The 19,458-nt window shown below is 57.1% G+C and carries 22 protein-coding genes, 1 tRNA gene, 1 pseudogene and 1 riboswitch; of the genes and pseudogenes, 3 read left to right on the top strand and 21 right to left on the bottom strand.

Features of this window, described 5'->3' with window-relative positions; genetic code table 11:
- Positions 1-4 precede the first annotated feature (4 nt).
- Positions 5-1,360: a branched-chain amino acid transport system II carrier protein gene (brnQ, locus tag HMPREF9334_RS06195; RefSeq protein ID WP_006692624.1), complete on the top strand. Its 1,356-nt coding sequence runs from the start codon at positions 5-7 to the stop codon at positions 1,358-1,360.
- 28 nt (positions 1,361-1,388) lie between these two features.
- Positions 1,389-1,477: transfer RNA gene (locus tag HMPREF9334_RS06200), tRNA-Ser, on the top strand.
- A gap of 50 nt (positions 1,478-1,527) precedes the next feature.
- On the opposite strand, the gene upp is transcribed toward HMPREF9334_RS06200, so the two are convergent.
- The 10 genes from upp to sigH form a co-directional block, all read right to left on the bottom strand.
- Positions 1,528-2,184, bottom strand: coding sequence for a uracil phosphoribosyltransferase (upp, locus tag HMPREF9334_RS06205; protein ID WP_006692625.1), 657 nt, complete (start codon positions 2,182-2,184; stop codon positions 1,528-1,530).
- Between the two features lie 26 nt (positions 2,185-2,210).
- Complete coding sequence (gene glyA / locus HMPREF9334_RS06210; RefSeq protein ID WP_006692626.1) at positions 2,211-3,458, bottom strand: serine hydroxymethyltransferase; 1,248 nt, start codon at positions 3,456-3,458, stop codon at positions 2,211-2,213.
- Positions 3,459-3,470: 12 nt separating this feature from the next.
- The gene (rpiB, locus tag HMPREF9334_RS06215; protein WP_006692627.1) at positions 3,471-3,923 is read right to left on the bottom strand and encodes a ribose 5-phosphate isomerase B; all 453 of its coding nucleotides are present in this window, start codon (positions 3,921-3,923) and stop codon (positions 3,471-3,473) included.
- 80 nt (positions 3,924-4,003) lie between these two features.
- Positions 4,004-4,846, bottom strand: coding sequence for a metal ABC transporter permease (locus HMPREF9334_RS06220; RefSeq protein WP_006692628.1), 843 nt, complete (start codon positions 4,844-4,846; stop codon positions 4,004-4,006).
- Entirely contained in the window at positions 4,837-5,658 is an 822-nt protein-coding gene (locus HMPREF9334_RS06225; RefSeq protein WP_006692629.1) for a metal ABC transporter ATP-binding protein, read from the bottom strand. Before HMPREF9334_RS06225 ends, HMPREF9334_RS06220 begins: the two co-directional genes overlap by 10 nt.
- 53 nt (positions 5,659-5,711) lie before the next feature.
- A complete protein-coding gene (locus HMPREF9334_RS06230) occupies positions 5,712-6,449 on the bottom strand; it encodes an ABC transporter permease (protein WP_006692630.1) in 738 nt (245 codons plus the stop codon).
- Complete coding sequence (locus tag HMPREF9334_RS06235) at positions 6,449-7,336, bottom strand: ABC transporter ATP-binding protein (protein ID WP_006692631.1); 888 nt, start codon at positions 7,334-7,336, stop codon at positions 6,449-6,451. Before HMPREF9334_RS06235 ends, HMPREF9334_RS06230 begins: the two co-directional genes overlap by 1 nt.
- A 5-nt stretch (positions 7,337-7,341) precedes the next feature.
- A complete protein-coding gene (locus HMPREF9334_RS06240) occupies positions 7,342-8,328 on the bottom strand; it encodes a Gfo/Idh/MocA family protein (protein WP_006692632.1) in 987 nt (328 codons plus the stop codon).
- A 161-nt stretch (positions 8,329-8,489) separates the two neighbouring features.
- Positions 8,490-9,521, bottom strand: a complete 1,032-nt coding sequence (locus HMPREF9334_RS06245) for a sirohydrochlorin cobaltochelatase (protein WP_006692633.1) — start codon at positions 9,519-9,521, stop codon at positions 8,490-8,492.
- A 116-nt stretch (positions 9,522-9,637) separates the two neighbouring features.
- Positions 9,638-9,824: riboswitch (cobalamin riboswitch) on the bottom strand.
- Positions 9,825-9,954: 130 nt separating this feature from the next.
- A complete protein-coding gene (gene sigH, locus HMPREF9334_RS06250; RefSeq protein ID WP_006692634.1) occupies positions 9,955-10,758 on the bottom strand; it encodes an RNA polymerase sporulation sigma factor SigH in 804 nt (267 codons plus the stop codon).
- A 104-nt stretch (positions 10,759-10,862) separates the two neighbouring features.
- Here sigH and HMPREF9334_RS12570 point away from each other — a divergent pair.
- A pseudogene (locus tag HMPREF9334_RS12570) lies at positions 10,863-10,931 on the top strand (secretion protein HlyD); the annotation flags it as partial.
- Between the two features lie 109 nt (positions 10,932-11,040).
- Here the strand turns inward: HMPREF9334_RS12570 and pyrR are convergent.
- The 11 genes from pyrR to nrdR are packed head-to-tail and all read right to left on the bottom strand — an operon-like array spanning position 11,041 to position 19,434.
- Positions 11,041-11,589, bottom strand: a complete 549-nt coding sequence (pyrR, locus tag HMPREF9334_RS06255; RefSeq protein WP_006692635.1) for a bifunctional pyr operon transcriptional regulator/uracil phosphoribosyltransferase PyrR — start codon at positions 11,587-11,589, stop codon at positions 11,041-11,043.
- Between the two features lie 12 nt (positions 11,590-11,601).
- The gene (locus HMPREF9334_RS06260) at positions 11,602-12,510 is read right to left on the bottom strand and encodes an RluA family pseudouridine synthase (protein ID WP_039957449.1); all 909 of its coding nucleotides are present in this window, start codon (positions 12,508-12,510) and stop codon (positions 11,602-11,604) included.
- A complete protein-coding gene (gene lspA, locus HMPREF9334_RS06265; protein WP_006692637.1) occupies positions 12,510-12,965 on the bottom strand; it encodes a signal peptidase II in 456 nt (151 codons plus the stop codon). The genes HMPREF9334_RS06260 and lspA overlap by 1 nt, the downstream gene beginning before the upstream one ends.
- Positions 12,966-12,970: 5 nt before the next feature.
- A complete protein-coding gene (locus tag HMPREF9334_RS06270; RefSeq protein ID WP_006692638.1) occupies positions 12,971-13,507 on the bottom strand; it encodes a DivIVA domain-containing protein in 537 nt (178 codons plus the stop codon).
- Between the two features lie 17 nt (positions 13,508-13,524).
- Positions 13,525-14,319: a YlmH family RNA-binding protein gene (locus HMPREF9334_RS06275; RefSeq protein ID WP_006692639.1), complete on the bottom strand. Its 795-nt coding sequence runs from the start codon at positions 14,317-14,319 to the stop codon at positions 13,525-13,527.
- On the bottom strand, positions 14,319-15,131 hold the full coding sequence (gene proC / locus HMPREF9334_RS06280) for a pyrroline-5-carboxylate reductase (RefSeq protein WP_006692640.1): 813 nt from the start codon (positions 15,129-15,131) through the stop codon (positions 14,319-14,321). The genes HMPREF9334_RS06275 and proC overlap by 1 nt, the downstream gene beginning before the upstream one ends.
- A 5-nt stretch (positions 15,132-15,136) precedes the next feature.
- On the bottom strand, positions 15,137-15,658 hold the full coding sequence (locus HMPREF9334_RS06285) for a cell division protein SepF (protein WP_006692641.1): 522 nt from the start codon (positions 15,656-15,658) through the stop codon (positions 15,137-15,139).
- Between the two features lie 7 nt (positions 15,659-15,665).
- Complete coding sequence (locus HMPREF9334_RS06290) at positions 15,666-16,385, bottom strand: YggS family pyridoxal phosphate-dependent enzyme (protein WP_006692642.1); 720 nt, start codon at positions 16,383-16,385, stop codon at positions 15,666-15,668.
- A complete protein-coding gene (gene pgeF / locus HMPREF9334_RS06295; protein WP_006692643.1) occupies positions 16,382-17,197 on the bottom strand; it encodes a peptidoglycan editing factor PgeF in 816 nt (271 codons plus the stop codon). The genes HMPREF9334_RS06290 and pgeF overlap by 4 nt, the downstream gene beginning before the upstream one ends.
- A complete protein-coding gene (locus tag HMPREF9334_RS06300) occupies positions 17,194-18,945 on the bottom strand; it encodes a radical SAM protein (RefSeq protein WP_006692644.1) in 1,752 nt (583 codons plus the stop codon). The genes pgeF and HMPREF9334_RS06300 overlap by 4 nt, the downstream gene beginning before the upstream one ends.
- 24 nt (positions 18,946-18,969) lie before the next feature.
- Positions 18,970-19,434, bottom strand: coding sequence for a transcriptional regulator NrdR (nrdR, locus tag HMPREF9334_RS06305; RefSeq protein WP_006692645.1), 465 nt, complete (start codon positions 19,432-19,434; stop codon positions 18,970-18,972).
- Positions 19,435-19,458 lie beyond the last annotated feature (24 nt).

A 19,458-nucleotide genomic window follows, 5' to 3' on the forward strand; every position in this document is an offset into this window, starting at 1 on the left:
GCCGATGAAACATCGCCTCAGAAAACAGGAATACATCTTCGTTGCCTCCCTGCTGTTCGGCCTGGTCTTCGGCGCGGGCAATCTCATCTTCCCCGCCGCGATGGGACAGCAGGCGGGCTCTGCAATACTGCCCGCGCTCATCGGCTTCTGCATCACGGGAGTCGGGCTGCCGCTGCTCGGGATCGCAGCGATCAGCATTACCGCAAGCGATAGTCTATTCGACCTCGGACAGAAGATTGACCGCCGCTTCGCCTATGCCTTTACCTGCGCCCTCTACCTCTGCATCGGACCGTTCTTTGCGATTCCGCGTACCGCAACGGTCTCCTTTCAGGTCGGTGCTTCTCCCTTCCTTTCGGAGGATGTGCAGACACTCGGTCTGTTTCTCTTTACGCTGATTTTCTTTGCCGTCGTCCTCTACTTCTCCCTGCGCCCCTCAGGCATTCTGATCTGGGTGGGCAAGGTGCTCAACCCGCTCTTTCTCCTCTTCCTCGGCATCCTCATCGTCACCGCCATCCTCGCTCCGATGGGGACGGTATGGGATGTGCCGCCCGCAGGTGCGTACGCAGAACACGCCTTCTTCACGGGGCTGCTCGAGGGCTATAATACGATGGACGTGCTCGCCGCACTCGCATTCGGCAACATTCTCGTGGGCGCGATCAAACGTCTTGGGCTCTCACAGCCAAAGGATCTCTCCTACAGCACAATTATCTCCGGCACATTCAGCACCGCGCTTATGGCGCTCATCTACCTTGCGCTCACCTATGTCGGTGCACAGAGCCGTGCGATCTACGGTCTTGATGCAAATGGCGGTGACGTGCTCGCACATATCGCAGCGCATTATTTCGGTGCATTCGGAGGTCTCCTGCTCGGCATCACCATCACCTGCGCCTGCCTCAAGACCGCCCTCGGTCTCGTCACCGCATGCAGCACGACCTTCTCCGAACTCTTTCCACATTCCCTGCCCTATGCGAAATACGCCGTCATCTTCTCGCTCTTCTCCTTTGCCGTATCCAATGTCGGTCTGAGCAAGATCATCGCATACGCACTGCCCGTGCTCTACTTCCTCTATCCGCTTGCCATCGCCATCATCGCACTCTGTCTGCTCGAAGGGGTGATCGGTTATCATCGCCCGCTCTACTTATGCACGATCATTGGCACGGGGCTAGCAGCTTCCTTCGACTTCTTGCGAGCCCTCCCGCCCGGCGTGCAGGAGATCATTCCCGCAATGCCACTCCTGCGTGCGGTCGGCGATACCCTTCCGTTTGCCGAGATCGGCATGGGCTGGATTGTGCCCGCACTCGTCGGGCTTGCCGTTGGGGCACTGCTTCTTGCAGGGCAAAGGCTTGACAGCACTCCGTAGTTTCTGATACAATAGCAACGCTCCACACGGAGAGGTGTCCGAGTGGTTTAAGGAGCCGGTCTTGAAAACCGGTGATGCAGCAATGCACCGTGGGTTCGAATCCCACCCTCTCCGCCATAATTTGCAAGCAAAAAGACGACTGCCGACGCAGCCGTCTTTTTTTCTTCTTACAGTGTTCCGAAGATACGGTCACCCGCATCACCAAGTCCTGGAACAATATAGCCGTGTTCGTTGAGACATTTGTCAACAGCAGCAACGTAGATGGGCACATCGGGATGATCCTCAGCTACGCGGCGAATGCCCTCAGGCGCAGACACGAGACACATGAGGATAATGTTTTTCGCTCCCTTCTGCTTGAGTAGTGTAAGTGCCGCAGACGCACTCCCACCCGTCGCGAGCATCGGGTCGGGCACGATGAGTGTGCGATCCTCCACGCCACTCGGGAGTTTGGCGTAGTACTCGACCGGCTCCAACGTCTCGGGGTCACGGTAGAGTCCGATGTGTCCCACACGTGCGGCGGGAACGAGCGTCAGAATACCGTCGAGCATCCCAAGACCTGCACGGAGAATCGGAACGATGCCGAGTTTCTTGCCCTCGAGCACCTTCGCGTGACACGGTGCGACAGGGGTTTCGATCTCCACATCGCGCAGAGGGAACTCGCGCGTGATCTCGTATGCCATAAGCATTGCGATCTCCGAGAGCAGTTCGCGGAACTCCTTTGTCCCCGTCTCCTTCTGTCGCATGATCGTCAGCTTGTGCTGAATGAGCGGATGATTGACAAGATGAAGACTTGGGATATCGGACGGATGAAATGTATCAGCCATGGGAGGGCTTCCTTTCTACCAGAAAATTACGCGTACAGAGGATACTTATCACAGAGCGCAGCAACGCGGCGGCGTGCTTCCTCCTGTCGTACCGTGTCTGTCGGTACGTCGAGGACGTATGCGATGATCCGCGCGACCTCACGCATATCCTCCTCCACAAAGCTGCGCGTCGTGAGTGCGGGCGAGCCGAGACGGATACCGCTCGTGATAAACGGGCTGCGCGGCTCGAACGGGATCGTATTGCGGTTTGCCGTGATGTTGACCTCATCGAGAAGGTTCTGCGCATCCTTGCCCGTAATGTTCTTATTGGTCAAATCTACAAGCATAACATGCGTATCCGTACCACCCGAGACAATGCGGTAACCGTGCCGCATCAGCTCATCTGCAAGTGCCGCCGCGTTCTTCACCACCTGTGCCCCATACTCCTTGAACGAGGGCGCGAGTGCCTCACCGAGCGCGACCGCCTTCGCCGCAATGACGTGCATGAGCGGACCACCCTGAATGCCGGGAAACACCGCCTTGTTGATCTTCTTGCCGAGTTCTTCGTCGCGTCCGAGGATGAGACCGCCGCGCGGACCGCGCAGCGTCTTATGCGTCGTCGAGGTCACGACATCGGCGTAAGGCACGGGGCTCGGGTGCTGCCCTGCGGCGACGAGCCCAGCGATGTGCGCCATATCCACCAGAAAGATCGCGCCGACCGCCTTTGCGATTGCACCGATGCGCTCAAAGTCGATGATGCGCGCATACGCAGACGCACCTGCAATAATCATCTTCGGTTTCTGTTCTTTTGCGAGTACTTCGAGTGCATCGTAGTCAATGCGCTCCGTCTCGCGATCCACGCCGTATGGGATGACCTTGTAATACGTCCCCGAGATGTTGACGGGACTGCCGTGCGTCAGATGTCCGCCATCCGTCAGATTCATGCCGAGGATGGTGTCGCCCGGCTGCAACAGTGCAAAGAACACCGCCATGTTCGCCTGTGCTCCCGAGTGCGGCTGGACATTCGCCCAGTTTGCTCCGAAGAGCTCCTTCGCACGGTCAATCGCGAGCTGCTCCGCGACATCGACATACTCACAGCCGCCATAGTAGCGTTTGCCGGGATAGCCCTCTGCGTACTTGTTCGTCAGGACGCTGCCCTGTGCCTCCATGACGGCACGGCTCACGATGTTCTCCGAGGCGATGAGTTCCAACTTGGTGCGCTGGCGGTTCAGCTCCTGTTGAATTGCTGCACATACTTGCGGGTCGGCCTTGTCCAGTGAATCCATAATACTCATGCAAAACTCTCCTTATTTTTTGTTTTTATCCTGCAGGGCCATCGTCTTTTCGACGCGGCGTGCATGACGCCCCCCCTCGAACGCCGTACGCATCCATGCGCGCACGATCTCGCCCGCAGGACCAACCCCCGTGACGCGTCCGCCGAGCGCAAGCACGTTCGCATCGTTGTGCTTGCGTGACTGTATTGCCGAAAACACATCCGTACAGAGTGCGGCACGTATCCCGTCGATCTTGTTCGCCGCAATCGAGATGCCAATGCCCGTACCGCAAAGGACGATGCCGCGATCCGCCTTGCCCGATACGACATCGGCGCAGACCTTCTCCGCAATATCCGGATAGTCCACAGCCTCCTTGCCGAATGTACCGACATCCTTCACCTTCACATCGCTGAACTCGTGAAGAACCATTTTTACCTCGTCCTTGAGCTCCACCGCTCCATGATCGCTGCCAATCGTAATATTCAAGGAAATACCCTCCTTTTCACACCTATATCTCTGTCATTCTAGCATAAAAAGTAAAAAATAACAGGGCGTACAGCGGGACATTACGTGCGAAAATGTGGACGCACAGCAAGCGAGAGGAAGAACATGACAGCGGCCGCCGCCACAATCGCTGCTCCCGCCGCAATCCCAAAATAGTATGCCGAAAACAGTCCGATCAGACCGGAGCAGAGCGCGGTCGTAACCGATACAACATGATATTCCTTGACGCTGCGGGCGACATTGCGTGCGGCAGCCCCCGGCAGTACAAGCAGTGCGTTGATGATAAGGATGCCGACCCACTGGATGCTCACGGCAACGACGACAGCGAGCAGTGTGGCAAAGAGTGCCTCAACGGCAAAGATGGAAACACCGCGGCTGCGTGCAAGTGAGGCATTAACCGAGAGCAGGAGCAGGCGGTTGAAGAGGAGCACCCATCCGAGGAGGACAATGATATCCACCACCGCCAATCCGCCGAGATCGACAGGAGTGATGCTCAGGATATCACCGATGAGGAGTGGTGAGAATTTCGAGAAGCCTCCGCCATGGCTCATAATCATCAGCCCGACAGCAATCGCCGTCGAGGAGAATACCCCGATCACGGTGTCTGCCGATGCCGCCGTGCGATGCTTGATCCATGTGATGAGGAGCGCGAACGCCACAGAAAAGATGAGCAGCGATGTGAGCGGCGAAAACATTCCGACGAGCGCACCGATGGCAATGCCTGTGAACGCACCATGCCCGAGCGAATCCGAGAAGAACGCCATGCGGCTTGAGACCACCATCGTCGAGAGCAGTCCAAAGAGCGGTGCCATGAGCAGGATCGCAAGAAGGGCATTCTTCATAAACGTGTATTCCGTCCATGCAAACGGAAGCAGCACATCCATCGCGCTGTAGATCATCTCCATACGCGCACCTCCCCTCCCGCATCCATCTCCGCACGCTCTATATGCCGCAGATCTGGCAGAATACCGAAGAGTTGCTCCATCTGCGGGTCGGCAAAGACCTCCGACGGCACGCCCTCCGCCGCAACGCCGTGATTCATGAGTACGACCTTGTCCGCGTGGCGCGCGACCATACCGAGATCGTGTGAGATGAGCAGGATCGTCAAATCCTCCTTTGCACGCAACTCCCCGACAATCTCGTAGAAGATCGCGAGGCCGTTCTGGTCGACGCCCGAGACCGGCTCATCGAGCAGCAGGAGATTTGGCATTGGATCGAGTGCAAGAGCGAGCAGCACACGTTGGAGCTCTCCGCCCGAGAGCGCCCCCAGTCGGCGGTCAATCAGGTGCTCTGCACGCACACGCATGAGATTCAGCGCAACGCGCGCACGAAATGCACGCGCGGGAAAGAGCCAGACGGGACGTGTGGACAGGCACGCCATAAAGAGATCCAGCACCGTCGTCGGTGCGCTCACGTCGAGACGCAGGTACTGAGGCACATAGCCGATGACGGGATGCCCCGTGTGGCGGTCATCCGCATCGACAAAGCGCAGCCTGCCCGTGTGCGGAACCTCCCCGAGAATCGCACGCAGGAGCGTGCTTTTCCCCGCACCGTTCGGTCCGATGATCGCAGTGAGCTCGCCGCAGTGAAAATGAAGATTGACATGGGAAAAGACCTCGAACGTTCCAAAGGAGACGCCGAAGTCCTCGATTTTGGTACAGCAGAAATGCGCACAGCCCTCCGCCGTTCCTCTGTGATGAAAGATATGCCTGAGCATGGTGATCCTTTTGCTATAATATGAAACTCTTGCCGTGTAACCTCCACGCGAACTCAATCCGTCAGCCGTCGGAACTTCCACGTCCCGACAGCGATGCCGAACACTGCGTAGCCCACGACAACTGCGAGCGAGAGCACGGAGAAGTCCCCCGCTCCGCCGAGGCTGCGCAGAAGGTGGCTCGTATGCGTCAGCGGCAGCGCCTCCACAATCCAACGCACGACATCCGGCAGTGCCGCTGTCGCAAAGAACGTCCCGCAGAGGAACGACATCGGCAGCAGCACATAGAGATTGACCTGGCTCATCTCCTCATAGGTGGAAATATACATCGCCGCAAGAAATCCGATCTCCGCGAAGATCATGCAGTTCAGCGTGAGCACGAGGAGAAAGAGCGGCGTAATCGTGAAATGCGCACCGAACAGATAGCTCAGCACCACGATGATCGCCGAGGAGATCAGCCCCCGCACGACCGCCCCCGCCACCTTGCCGATGACAAACGCGTCGGGGCGAATCGGCGCGATCAGATACTCCTCAAGGCTTTTGTGGTAAACGCGCTCCGCATGTACGGAGATGATGCTGTTAAAGCTGATGTTCATCGAGTTCATCGCGAGAAGCCCCGGCACGAGGAAGTCCAGATATGATCCTGTCCCCACATCAATGCTGCGCCCGAGCCCCCAGCCGAACGCAATGAGGAACATGAGCGGCGAGACCATACGGCTCAGAATGTATTTCATCAGACGGCGGCGCAGCACAACCCAGTCGCGCCAGAAGACCGTCCATATATCGCCAAGCATTACAGCCCCTCCTTTCGCCCCGTCAGCTCGATGAACACATCCTCGAGATTCGTCGGGCGCAGGAGGACACGCTGCATACGCTCCTCAACGGCACGCGCATGGCTGCGTGCCTCCTCGCGTGTATGAAAAAAACGATATGCCCGCCCCCCTTCCTCATCCCACTCTACAGCGAATGTACCGAGTGCTTCGCAGAATGTGCGCGGTGTCTGCACATCGACGAGAACGCCCTTGTTGATGATGGACACGCGGTCACAAAGTGCCTCCGCCTCCTCGATGTAGTGCGTCGTCAGAAGCACGGTCACGCCGCTCCTGGCAATCTCGCGCACGAGATCCCAGATATGACGGCGAATCTGTGGGTCAAGCGCCACCGTCGGCTCATCCAAAAAAAGCACCTGCGGATGGTGGATCAGTGCGCGTGCGATGAGCAGGCGCCGCTTCATTCCACCCGAGAGGCGGCGCACATTGTCGTTGCGCACCTCTGTCAGCTCCATCTCCGTAAGCAGTTCCCCGATCCGCTCCGTGCGCTCCGCATGTCCCATGTGATGCAGACGTGCGTGCAGCTCCAGATTGTCCCAGACCGTAAGCTCCTGATCGAAATTGACGTGCTGGGGCACAACACCGATGCGCTTCTTGATGGAACGTGCGGCAACGCTGATATCCTGCCCGTCGATCCGAATCCGACCGCTCGTCGGCTGCGTCTGCATCGTGAGCATACGGATGATCGTTGTCTTTCCCGCACCATTCGGTCCTAAGAGACCGAACACCTCACCACGCCGAACCGAGAGCGAGATGCCTGCGACCGCTGTTTTCCAGTCCTTTTTCTGCGCTGCATTCGTATGCGGAAACTTCTTGACGAGATTCTCCATCTCGATCATCAAGGTCTTCATTTCGCTCAGTCCGCCCGAAACTGGATGCCGGCCACGAGGCGTGCCTTTTCCATCACCGCCATCACCGTCCGCGAAGTCTGAAGCCCCTCCTCCACGCTCATATAGTCCTTGCGCTTAAAGATGTCCCGCATCGTCTCAAACTCGTGCACCATGCGGTGCTCATGACGATTCAAGGCATACGTCTCCACATCTCTGCCACGCAGTGCAACCGTAAAGGAGCGGAGTTCGTTCGGCGTGCCATCGGCACGAATCCATCCTGCCTCCCCTTGAATGAGAAAGAAGGACGGACTCTCACTGTCCTTTGCCGCTGCCGCCGTCGCAACAAAGCCGTCATAGCGCAGTGCCAGAATGCCCGAGGTATCGATCCCGTTGAAGCCGATATTCGCCCCGTAGATCGCGGACTTCGGCCGTCCAAAGAGCGAAACAATGAGTGCCAGATTGTAGACATTCAGATCGTAGAGTGCCCCGCCCGAAAGTGCGGGATCGAACGCAGGAGCAACATCGCGCGCGAGATAACGCTCGTAGCGGCTCGAATACTGCGAGAAATTCGCCTGTACCATGCGAATGAGTCCAAGTCGCGGGAGTGCTTCCAATATTCCGAAATAATTTGGCAAAAAGAGCGGTGTCATTGCCTCGAAGAGATAGCAGTCGGCCGCCCGTGCACGCGCAATCAGCTCCTCCGCCTCTGCGAGCGTCGAGACAAACGGTTTTTCCACAATGACATGCCACCCTGCAGCAATCGCCTGCCGCGCATAGTCAAAATGTGCGCTGTTGACGATGCCGAGATAGACAAAGTCCGCCTCGTGCGCCGCAAGCATCGCACCATAGTCCGTTGCCACCTGCGCGACACCGAACTCCTGCGCCAGTGCCTGTGCTTTCTCACGGCTCTGCGGGCGTGCACATACAGTGACGACCTCGACACCTTTTACCTGGCGCAGGGCAGTAAGCGCTTCCCGCGCAATCATCCCCGTACCAACGACTGCTATCTTCATCTCTCTGTTCTCCTTGTTATGCGGAATCCATTATCTCCGCGCAATAACCAAATCGTTTCTATTATAGCAGGGTACGCATACAAAGAAAAGGGTCTGCTGCAGAAGTGAAACACTTCTGCAGCAGACCCTTCATTGAAATCCGTAGAAAGGAATCGCCGATCTTACTTCATGATTTTGAGATGATCTGCGTCTGCATCCTTGTTCCCCTGCAGAGCATCCCACGCATCATTCGCGCGCTCTACAAATGCAGCCCGAATATTCTTGTTCTCGCCGAGACCGTGCAGATAGGTATTCACCTTAAAGCCCTTGCTCTCAAGAATACTCTTGTGCGAATCCGAATCTTTGCCCGCCATATCGTTGTGTGCATGATCGCCCGCAACCATCATAATCGGCATGAGCGTTACTGTCTTGACATTCGCATTGTTGAGCTTCGGAACGACATCCTCGAGACTCGGCCACCCCTCAACCGTGTAGACGTAGACATTCTTATATCCGAGCGCATCGAGCTTCGCCTGAATCACGGAATAGTAAGCATTGGAAACGTGCGGTGTGCCGTGTGCCATGAGGAGGAGAGCCTCATCCTTGCCAAGCTTCGGGAACTGGCTGGAGACGGCCTTGATGAACTCCGCAACGTCATCCGACTGCTCTTCCTGCCCCTGCCAGTACATAAGCGATGTCCCGCAGGTCATCGTCTTGAACTGTTCTTTATACTCATTGAACACGGCCTTGACATAGGAGTACTCCATTCCCGGAATGACGTCCAGCGAGACCAGTGCAATGCGCGAGTAGCCGTCTGCCTTGAGTTGTGTCAGCGCCTCCTCGGGGGTCGGATACTTCTTTCCCTCATTCTTTTCGATACGGTCGATGATAATGTGGGAGGTGAATGCCGTCACAACCTTCACACCCGGATGGGCCGCCTGAATGTCACGCACGGTTGCCTCAATCGTCTTTTCACGCGTCTCCTTGAACGTCGTGCCGAAGCTCGCCACGACGATGGCATCCTTGTTCGTATAGTTCCGCATCTGCGGGTTCTCATACTTCAGCACACCGATCTCCGATGCCTCCAGGAGAGCCGGCGTTGCCGTCTTCACCTCGGGGTTCAGCTCATACGCCGCCTCTGCAGGGCTGTACGAAAGCCCCAGAACTGCTGAGCAGGCGAGGGACGCAACCAGCATTTTCTTCCAATTCTTCATCCGAATTCCTCCCATGAAATATAAAATAAAGGCTTTCCTGCCAGTACAAGAAAGCCTCGCGAGCACATCGTCACGAATCCCCTTCCTGTCGCTCGCAGGTATGTGCCTCCGGCACACGGCGGATTGTCAAACAGGCAGTTCTCCTGGCTCGGTTCATCACTCCCCTGCGCCTTCCCAAGAGGACATTTCTCTCAGTGACACACTTGCAGGTTTGCTCCCCTCACAGTGGCGGGACCGCGCCGGCTCATCCGGCTTCTCTATTAAGCATACGCAATGCGCTGCACCCGTTTCCCATTGATTCAGTTATAGAAACATATATTACGGCTATTAGAATACACCATTATCCGAAAAATGTCAATCATTTTACGTCTTATTTCAATATATCCCGTCCGGTGTATGCTTTTCATCAAAAAGGGGAGCTGTCGCTCCCCGCCTATTCCTCCGACGTACGCACGCCGCGATTGATCGTGGTGAGTCCGCGGTAGACCGTACCGATGTCGAGATCGTCGCCGCGCGACTCCATGTATTTTTCAAGTTTACGCTTCACACGCTGAAGCGCGTTGTCAATGGACTTCACCTGGCGGTGCAGATCGACGGCGATCTCCTGATAGGACTTGCCGTCGAGGTAGCTCATGAGCACGCGCCACTCGAGATCACTCAGGATCTCCTCCATCTTTTGCTCGATGTCGATGAATTCCTCATGACTGATGACCAGCTCCTCTGGGTCGCTGATGCGTGCGCCCGAGAGCACATCGAGCAACGTACGGTCGGAATCCTCGTCATAGATGGGCTTGTTGAGCGAGACGTATGAGTTCAGCGGGATGTGCTTCTGCCGCGTTGCCGTCTTGATCGCCGTGATGATCTGGCGCGTCACGCAGAGCTCAGCGAACGCACGGAACGACGAGAGCTTATCCTCACGATAGTCACGGATTGCCTTAAAAAATCCGATCATCCCCTCCTGCACGATGTCCTCGCGGTCCGCACCGATGAGAAAGTAGGAGCGCGCTTTGGAGCGCACGAAGTTACGGTATTTGTTGATGAGATAGTCCAGTGCCTCGTCCCCGTCACAGGAGCGGATGTGTGCGAGCAGTTCCTCATCGGTGCAGCCATCGTAGATGCTGCTCTCCGCTGCGGTCTCCTCCGCTTCCTCTGCCTCGAGTTCGGCTGCTTCGAGTTCATCCGATACTGCCTGCTCTTCATCCAACATAGACTTTTGCTTCTCGCCGTAAAAAATCATACGATTGCTCCTACAAACGTCCTATCGTTCTTTAATATTATACCCCTATTCCAAAAGCTGCGTCAAGGGAATCGCTGATAAAATGAAGTCCGTCAGATTGGCGTAGATTTTTTCGTCCGAACAAGGAGGTAAACCGGACGCATAGCAAGGGCTATGTGGAGGATTTACCGACATAGTGCGGGCAAAAAAGATGCGTCAAGATGGCGGTGCTGAATGCATCAGTGCTTCCCACGATACAAAAAGAGAGTGCAGCAAAGAACCGCACTCTCCGACACAACAAGTTCAACGGCGTTCCCGAATGACGACCTTTTCCTCCGCATCAACATCTCTGAGCAGTACGGATACATCCTCGTGTGCGGCGGTTGGAACATTCTTTCCGACGTAGTCCGCACGGATGGGCAGCTCCCTATGTCCACGGTCAATGAGGACGGCGAGCTGGATCATACGCGGGCGACCGATATCGAGGAGTGCGTTCATCGCCGCACGGATCGTGCGCCCCGTATAGAGCACATCGTCGACGAGCACGATGGTCTTTCCCGTAATGTCCAAGGGCATCTCCGTCGGGTGTACAATCGGCTGATAAGAGAGCTCGTTGAGATCGTCACGGTAGAGCGTGATGTCGAGCACCCCGCGCGGCAAATCACGCTGCTCAATGCGTGCGATCTCCGCGGCGATCCGCGCGGCAATCGGCACACCGCGCGTGCGAATACCGACGAGCACCAGATTCTCCGTCCCCTTATTCTTCTCGACGATCTCATGTGCAATCCGCATCAGTGCGCGCCGAATTCCATCCGCATCCATGAGAACGGCCTTTTCTCGAAACTCCGTCATGCTGTCATCTCCTTATCTGTCCCCACGCAGGGTGTGCAGAATTTCCTCCATATCCTGTGGAAGCGGAGCGGTAAACGCCATTTCTTTCCCTGTGCGCGGATGCGTAAGGCTGAGCGACAACGAGTGCAGAGCCTGTCCCACAATCGCAAAGGGGTTCTTCTTCATCGTATACTTCGGGTCACCGACAAGCGGATGCCCGATGCTCATCATATGAACGCGGATCTGATGCGTGCGCCCCGTCTCGAGACGGCAGGAAACATAGGTATAGTCGCCGAATCGCTCCAACACTTCAAAATGTGTGGTCGCGGGCTTGCCATTCTCCCGTACAATCGCCATTTTTTTGCGGTCGGTCGGATGCCGTCCGATATCCCCCGTAATGACACCTGCTCGCGGGACGATGTTGCCGTGCACGATGGCGCGGTACTCCCGCCGCGCGTCCTTGTCCCGAATCTGGCGTGCGAGATAGTGATGCGCCATATCGTTTTTCGCCGCGACCATCACCCCCGAGGTGTCCTTGTCGAGGCGGTGCACAATACCGGGGCGCAGTGCACCGTTGATGCCCGAAAGATCATGGCAGTGCCACAGCAGCGCATTGACCAGCGTCCCCGTATAGATACCGGCGGCAGGATGTACGACCATACCGCGCGCTTTATTGACAACAATGATGTCTGCATCCTCATAGAGAATGTCGAGCGGAATATCTTCCGCGCAGATCTCAATTTCTTCGGCGGGCGGCATTGTGCAGACGATCTCCTCTCCGCCGCGCAGCTTGTAATTCGCCTTGCGTGCCGTGTCGTCCACCGTAACCTGTCCGTCTGCAATGAGACGCTGTGCATAGCTGCGCGAGAGATCCGGAAGCCGGCGCACGAGAAAGAGATCCAAGCGCTCGCCCGCACGGTCGGCGGTGAATACTGTACGCATCATCGGATTTCCCTTCTCTGTACGAAGAGTGCCCAGAGGACGGCCCCCGTCCCAAGAACAATGGCGATGTCCGCAATGTTGAACACGGGCCATATGCGGAAGTCAAAGAAATCCACAACGTGTCCGAGGCGGATGCGGTCGAGCAGATTGCTCACCGCACCTGCCGCGAGGGCGACGCTGCCGTAGTGGATGAGCACACCGCTGCGCCGCAGCCGCTCATAGAACACGAGAAACGCAATGGAAAACACGATTGCCGTCACCAGAAAGAGCCACTGTTGATCCCGGAAAATCCCAAATGCCGCACCCGGATTGAGGACAAAGGTGATATGAAAAAATGGGGCTGCAACGGGAATCGTCTCCCCCGGCAGCATGGTCAGCTCCACATAGAATTTTACCAGCTGGTCAATCAGTAAGATCCCCAAAAAAGAATATGCGGCTTTTATGCGTCCGCTCATCGCCCTCAAACGCCCTCCTGTTCTGCCGTATCCTTTGCGTTCTGCTCTGCGACCATATCAGGCATCGTGGCAATCGCATCATTGATGAGTGCGAGTTCTTCCTGCACATTGCCCTTCATACGGCGCAAAAATTGATGTTTCTCGCGCACAAGTCGCTCATACTCCGCGACAACAGCACGCACCTTGTCCGCCGCATCATCCAGCTGTGCCTTCGCCTGCAGAGCCCCCTCACGGCGCAGATTCTGTGCCTCCTTCGCCGCCGTCTCAATCATGAGATCAGCACTGCGCTTCGCCTGCGTCGTCACGTCCTCAGCAGTCTTCTGTGCAAGGGCAATGCTCTCACGCATACTCTGCTCCATACGGCGAAAATCCTCGATCGTCTTCCGCTCATGCGAAAGTTCCGCACGCAGACGTTCGTTTTCATCAAGCACTGCCGTATAATCCTGCATAACCTCGTTCAGGAAGTCATTGACCTGCGCCTCATCAAACCCGCGAAAGCTCCTGCCAAATTCCTTCGCGTGTATATCCATCGGTGTCAGCATTCCGCTCCCGCCTTTCTTCAAAAGAATCGGTTCAGTACAACGACCGTACGCCCCTTTTTCGTCTGCCCGCGCACCTCTGTCACCTCGACGCGTCCGCGCCCGCGCATGGAGAGCACATCGCCCTCCTTGATCGTCTTCGACGCACTCGCCGCACTCTGCCAGTTGAGCTTCACCTTGTCCGCCGCAATGTCGTCCGCTGCACGGCTGCGCGAGATGCCGAAGCCCGCCGCAACAATGGAGTCGAGGCGGAGCGATGCGACCGTCGCACGGATCTCCTTTGTCCGCTCCTCACGCGGTGGAATTGCCGCGAGATCGGAAAGTGCCGTCTTGACCCCGACCGCACCGATCATTGTCAAATTGCTTACGATAAAATCTGCAATCTTCGCATCGCAGATGATCCTTGCCGTGTCGGACGCAGGGAGGATGTCCCCGACGAGTTCACGCTCAATGCCGAGCCCCATGACGGCACCGAGCACGTCGCGGTGCGTGAGACGTGCGAACTGCCCGTTCCACGCCGCCTCTACACAGGCGATTGCAAAGCCGTCCGGCGTCCCCGCAAAGTCGCGGTGGCACAGCATGGCGCGCTGTCGCTCCGCGCCCGCGTAGCCGCCGTCAAAATCGAGCTGAATGCCCTCATAGCTCGCGCAGATCGTCTCCGCAATCTCCTGCCCGTAGGGGTCGAGAAAGGGACTGATGCGGAATTTTGCCGTCTTCATAACGGCTTCCGCGAGATCGAGGAGACGAATCGCCGTCTCCTCGCCCTCACCGCCACGATAAAAGCGGAGAAGCCGCTCCTTCTGTTCCGCTGCCATTACCCTCTCCCCAATTCTTTTGAACGCTCTGCCGCCGCAAGGACGGCTTCGATGAGTGACGATCGTACGCCCGCGCGCTCAAGCACGCGCAGCCCCGCCGCCGTCGTTCCGGCGGGACTCGTCACCGCTGCCCTCAGATCGGCGGGCGAATGCGCCGACGCAAGTGCCATCTGCGCTGCGCCCAGTATGGTCTGTGCCGCGAGCAGCGATGCCGTCTCGCGTTTCAGCCCTGCCGCCACACCGCCCTCAATCAGTGCCTCGATCATGAGGAACGCATAGGCGGGACCACTGCCCGAGAGCCCTGTCACCGCATCAAGATCGCTCTCATGCACGCGCACAGTACGACCGGATGCGCCGAGCAGCAGTTCCACAATAGCGGATACGTCGTCATCTGCATAGGTACCACACGCATAAGCGGACATCCCCGCACCGACAGCGAGCGGCGTATTCGGCATCGCGCGCACGACAGGATGATTGGGATATCCCTCCTCAAGCGCGGCGATGGGCAGCCCTGCAACGATGGAGAGCACAGCTGCATCCGCACGGAGCAGCTCTCTTGTCTCACGTATCGCCGCTGCAGCTGCCGCCGGCTTTACCGCGAGGATGAGCACAGAAATACGGGGCAGAAAGGATTCTGCCCCGACCTGCGCATGTACGCCATATTTCCGCGTGAGTTTGTCACAACGCATCGCCTTGTGGTCGGATACGCTGATATGGGAGGCCGGAATCGTTCCGCACTCCACAAGGCCTGCAATCAGTGCCTCAGCCATCGCACCACCGCCGATGATGCCAACCTTAATATCATCACGCATGGGCTTTACCTGTTCAGAAAGGACATATCATCCCCGAGACGGTGTTCCTCCTCGGAGTAACTGACATTGACGTTGTTCGGCGCACAGAGGAACACATTGTTGCTGATCTTCTTGATGTCGCCGCTCAGTGCATATGTTGTCCCACTGATGAAGTCAATGATACGGCTTGCTACGCTCTTCTCCGTCTTTTCAAAGTTGAGCACGACGGGCTTTTTTTTCTGAAGATTCACCGCTACCTGCTGTGCGTCATCAAAGCTCTGCGGCTCGATGACAACAACATTCATGCGATATGCCGCGATGACATTGTCAATCGTTGCTCCCGTGCCGCCCGATGCATTTGGAAACTCAGGAAAAGAAGCGACATTCGATCCCGTCTCCGCACGGCGTCCTGCGCGTGAACCAATATTCGTCACAGGGGCAGTTTGCTTGTCCCGTACTTTCTCCTCTTCCAGCCCCTCATTCTCCTCCACGTCATCCTCCGGCGTAATGCCAATGAACTTCGTTGATATCTTCTTAAAAATACTCACTGCTGCCTCACACTCCTAGGGCATATTGACGTGCGCCAAAAATCGCCGTGCCGATGCGTACGAGATTCGCGCCTTCCTCCACTGCAATCTCATAGTCATGGGTCATTCCCATCGAAAGATAGCGGATATCAGCAGTACGCGGCTCGTCCGCCTTTACCTGCTGAAAGATGTCATACATGGTGCGAAAGAGCGGTCTGCACTCCTCCACATCCTCATAATTCGGCGCAATACACATAAAACCCTGCAAACGAATTGCACGCAGGTCGTCAATCCCTGCGAGAATATCGTCCAGTTCCGCGCGGTCGATGCCGGATTTGCTTTCCTCGCGCGCCAGATTGATCTGAACGAGGATGTTCTGCACCTTGCCGAACTTCGCCGCCGCCTTGTCAATCTCGCGTGCCAGGTACAGGGAGTCAACTGAGTGAATCAAATCAAACTGCCGCACGGCGTGTTTCACCTTGTTCGTCTGCAGATGCCCGATCAGATGCCATTTCACCTCGCGCTCCAAGGACTCCGCCTTTCCCAGAGCCTCCTGCACACGGTTCTCTCCGATGTTCATGATCCCTGCATCAATGGCTTCCCTCATCGCCTCGACAGGGTGGTTCTTCGTCACGGCAATCAGCTCCACTGGCGCGTCTTTGCACACATGGACACGCCGTTCACGCGCCGCCATAATCCGTGCATGCACCTCACGAATGTGCTCCGCGATCATCATATCGTCACTCATCTCAGCTCCATCACCGCCGCCAACCGCCCTGTCCTGCCGCCATCGGCACGATAGGAATAAAAGAAACTGCGGTCACATGAGGTACATATGTCCGCCTGATCGATGTTCTGCACCAAAACGCCCGCCTCAACCATCTGCACACGGTTCGCCGCCCAGAGATCGAGGTGGATCGCACCGTCGCGTTCCTGTACAATCTGCTCCGCATGGGCGGGGAACACAGCACAAAATTGTTCTGCAACCTCCGCACCAACGGTATAACAGTCTGCGCCGATGGAGGGACCGATGCCCGCGAGCACATCGGATGCCACCGTGCCGAACTCCTCGCCCATGTGCGCAATGGTCTGCGCCGCAATCCGCGCCACCGTCCCCTTCCAGCCCGCATGAACAACACCCGCCGCGTGATGCACCGGATCGTAGAGCAGGACAGGCACACAGTCCGCAAAGCAGAGCATGAGAGGAACGCCGCTGTCATTTGTGATGAGCGCATCCGCGCCCGCAAGGGCATCTGCATAGTCCCGCGCACCACGTCCCGCATCGCGCCGCAGGGCACGCACAATCTCCGTCCCGTGTACCTGCCGTATCGTACAGATCCGTTCCGCATCCAGTCCAATCGCAGAAAAATACCGCGTACGGTTCTCCCACACATGCGCAGGATCATCGCCGACATGCAGTGCCATGTTGAGCGAATCAAACGGAGCTGTGCTCACGCCGCCCTGCCGCGCTGAAAAGCCGTGTACAAGTCTGTCCTCGGGAAAGATATCCAACTGCCCGCTCCACAAATTTTCGCGTATATGCCGCAGTACAAAACTCATTTGCTCATCCTTCCTCTTCTCGACCCGCAGACCCCGCATCGCGTGCAGCCGTCAAAGCAGCCGACCGTCGCCTTGAGTGCCGCAGCGCGCTCGTACTCCTGCCATAGATAGTGCTTGGGAAATCCCATGTCCAGATGATCCCACGGAAGGGGCGTGGCCGCGCCCCATTCCCGCGTAAGGTAGTCATCAGGGAAAAGATCCTCCGCACGCATCTCAGAAATGAGATCCTTTGCCCCGCGTCCTTCGGACGCACGAATGAGCGGTTCTGCGAGGCGACGGTCACCGCGCGCAAGAATCGCCTGCACAATGGCTTCCTTCGGTGACTCGAAATTCACAACAATCTTTCGGGTGTGGCGCAGCGATTGCGTAAGCTCCTTCATCACCGCATCAAGTCGTTTCTTGTCTGCCATCGGCATCCATTGGAACGGAGTAAACGGTTTTGGCACAAATGGATTGACGCTGAGCGTCAGCGTCCCTCTGCTCCCCTTTTCATCCATATAAGCACGCAGACGCTGTGCGAGATCGACGATCGCCGCGATGTCCGCCGCCTCCTCAAACGGCAGTCCCACCATGATGTAGAGCTTGAAATTCGGGATATGCGCCGCCGCACCGAGATCAATCGCCGTGAACAGGTGATGTTCCTCGATCCCCTTGTTGATGACGGCACGCATGCGTGCACTCCCCGCCTCGGGGGCGAGTGTCAGTGTCTGAAGGCCGCTCGCGGCAAGTGCCTCGACAAGTTCCTGCGTCACCGAGTCCGCGCGGAAGGACGCAACGGACATCGACAGCCCCTCACCGAGAATGGAGCGACAGAGTTCATCGATCTCGGGATAGTCGGAGATTGCCGCGCCCATCAAGCCAATCTTCTTGCCATAGGGCAGCGCCGCACGCACCTCCTCCTCAATGATGCGGAGGGAACGGTTGCGCGGACGGCGGAAACAGTAGCCCGCCATACAGAAACGACAGTGCCGCCCACAGCCGCGTGCTGTCTCGATGAGGTAAAAGTTAAACTCCGTATCCTCCGTCACAACAACCGTATGCGCAGGATATTCGTCGAGATCCTCTACCCATTGACGCACAACAGAGAGCGGCGCATCCTCCGACCGTATGAGCGCAGCAAGATGTCCTGCCGCATCATAGGAGGGCGTATAGAGCGCGGGCACATAGACCCCTGGAACGCACGCCAGACGACGGAGCAGGGCGTCTCGTTCATCCCCTTGACGCATCCCATCATGATACGCCTCCATCAGCGCGGGCATGATTGCCTCTCCCTCGCCAATGACAAAGACATCCACGATCTCCGCAAGCGGTTCTGGATTGAACGTCGCGCACGGACCGCCCGCAATGACGAGAGGGTCACGCGATGTACGTTCTGCAGCACGCAGTCGAACATGACTGAGTGCAAGCATCTTGACAACATTGAAATAATCCATCTCAAAGGAAATGGCAAAGCCGATGACGGCGAAGTCCGCAAGAGGCGTCTGCGTCTCCACGCTCATCATCGGCGTCTGCGTGCGCTCATAGCGCGGAAGTTCCGTGCGGTCGGGCAGGAAGACGCGTTCACACGCCGTATCCTTACGCCTGTTGAGTAGGTCATAGATGATGTGCAGTCCGAGGTTCGACATTCCTACAAAGTAGGTGTTCGGATAGACGAGCGCAAAGCGCGTACGCGCTCCCGCCGAATAGCGAAACGCTCCGCGCTCCCGTGCAAAACGCTCCCGCAAACTGCTCTTCAGCCGATGATCCAAATTCTACCTGTGCCTTTCGTCGCCTTACTCCTTTCCGCGCCGCGCGCGCAGCGTTTCCAGTTCCTCAATAAAGTTCGTGATGTCGTCGAACTTCCGATAGACCGAGGCAAAGCGGATGTAGGCGACCTCATCGAAGTCTTTCAGACGTTCCATAACGATCTCCCCAATCTTCTCGGATGGCACTTCCGGCTCCGTACGGTTGCGAATATCGCGTTCAATCTCCGCAACGAAGTTCGTGATCTGCTCCATCGAGATGTCGCGCTTATCACAGGAGCGGATGATGCCCGTGAGGAGCTTGTCACGGCTGAACGGCTCGCGGCGGTTGTCGCGCTTGACGACCATGAGCGGCAGTTTCTCCACCACCTCATAGGTCGTAAACCGCCGACCGCACTCCCCGCATTCGCGGCGACGACGGATCGTCGCGCCGTCATCCGCGGCACGCGAATCGATCACCCGGCTGTCCGGCTTTTTGCAAAAAGGACATTTCATCGTACTCATCCTTCCTCATGCGCC

This window comes from Centipeda infelix ATCC 43532, assembly GCF_000234095.1.
In the GTDB taxonomy this organism is placed as follows: Bacteria; Bacillota; Negativicutes; order Selenomonadales; family Selenomonadaceae; genus Centipeda; species Centipeda infelix.

Bases quoted from the DNA above. Each gene is read 5' to 3' on its own strand.
- brnQ (WP_006692624.1), top strand. From the start codon at position 5: ATGAAACATCGCCTCAGAAAACAGGAATACATCTTCGTTGCCTCCCTG.
- upp (WP_006692625.1), bottom strand. From the start codon at position 2,184: ATGGCTGATACATTTCATCCGTCCGATATCCCAAGTCTTCATCTTGTC.
- glyA (WP_006692626.1), bottom strand. From the start codon at position 3,458: ATGAGTATTATGGATTCACTGGACAAGGCCGACCCGCAAGTATGTGCA.
- HMPREF9334_RS06220 (WP_006692628.1), bottom strand. From the start codon at position 4,846: ATGGAGATGATCTACAGCGCGATGGATGTGCTGCTTCCGTTTGCATGG.
- HMPREF9334_RS06225 (WP_006692629.1), bottom strand. From the start codon at position 5,658: ATGCTCAGGCATATCTTTCATCACAGAGGAACGGCGGAGGGCTGTGCG.
- HMPREF9334_RS06230 (WP_006692630.1), bottom strand. From the start codon at position 6,449: ATGCTTGGCGATATATGGACGGTCTTCTGGCGCGACTGGGTTGTGCTG.
- HMPREF9334_RS06235 (WP_006692631.1), bottom strand. From the start codon at position 7,336: ATGAAGACCTTGATGATCGAGATGGAGAATCTCGTCAAGAAGTTTCCG.
- HMPREF9334_RS06240 (WP_006692632.1), bottom strand. From the start codon at position 8,328: ATGAAGATAGCAGTCGTTGGTACGGGGATGATTGCGCGGGAAGCGCTT.
- HMPREF9334_RS06245 (WP_006692633.1), bottom strand. From the start codon at position 9,521: ATGAAGAATTGGAAGAAAATGCTGGTTGCGTCCCTCGCCTGCTCAGCA.
- sigH (WP_006692634.1), bottom strand. From the start codon at position 10,758: ATGATTTTTTACGGCGAGAAGCAAAAGTCTATGTTGGATGAAGAGCAG.
- pyrR (WP_006692635.1), bottom strand. From the start codon at position 11,589: ATGACGGAGTTTCGAGAAAAGGCCGTTCTCATGGATGCGGATGGAATT.
- HMPREF9334_RS06260 (WP_039957449.1), bottom strand. From the start codon at position 12,510: ATGCGTACAGTATTCACCGCCGACCGTGCGGGCGAGCGCTTGGATCTC.
- lspA (WP_006692637.1), bottom strand. From the start codon at position 12,965: ATGAGCGGACGCATAAAAGCCGCATATTCTTTTTTGGGGATCTTACTG.
- HMPREF9334_RS06270 (WP_006692638.1), bottom strand. From the start codon at position 13,507: ATGCTGACACCGATGGATATACACGCGAAGGAATTTGGCAGGAGCTTT.
- HMPREF9334_RS06275 (WP_006692639.1), bottom strand. From the start codon at position 14,319: ATGGCAGCGGAACAGAAGGAGCGGCTTCTCCGCTTTTATCGTGGCGGT.
- proC (WP_006692640.1), bottom strand. From the start codon at position 15,131: ATGCGTGATGATATTAAGGTTGGCATCATCGGCGGTGGTGCGATGGCT.
- HMPREF9334_RS06290 (WP_006692642.1), bottom strand. From the start codon at position 16,385: ATGAGTGACGATATGATGATCGCGGAGCACATTCGTGAGGTGCATGCA.
- pgeF (WP_006692643.1), bottom strand. From the start codon at position 17,197: ATGAGTTTTGTACTGCGGCATATACGCGAAAATTTGTGGAGCGGGCAG.
- nrdR (WP_006692645.1), bottom strand. From the start codon at position 19,434: ATGAAATGTCCTTTTTGCAAAAAGCCGGACAGCCGGGTGATCGATTCG.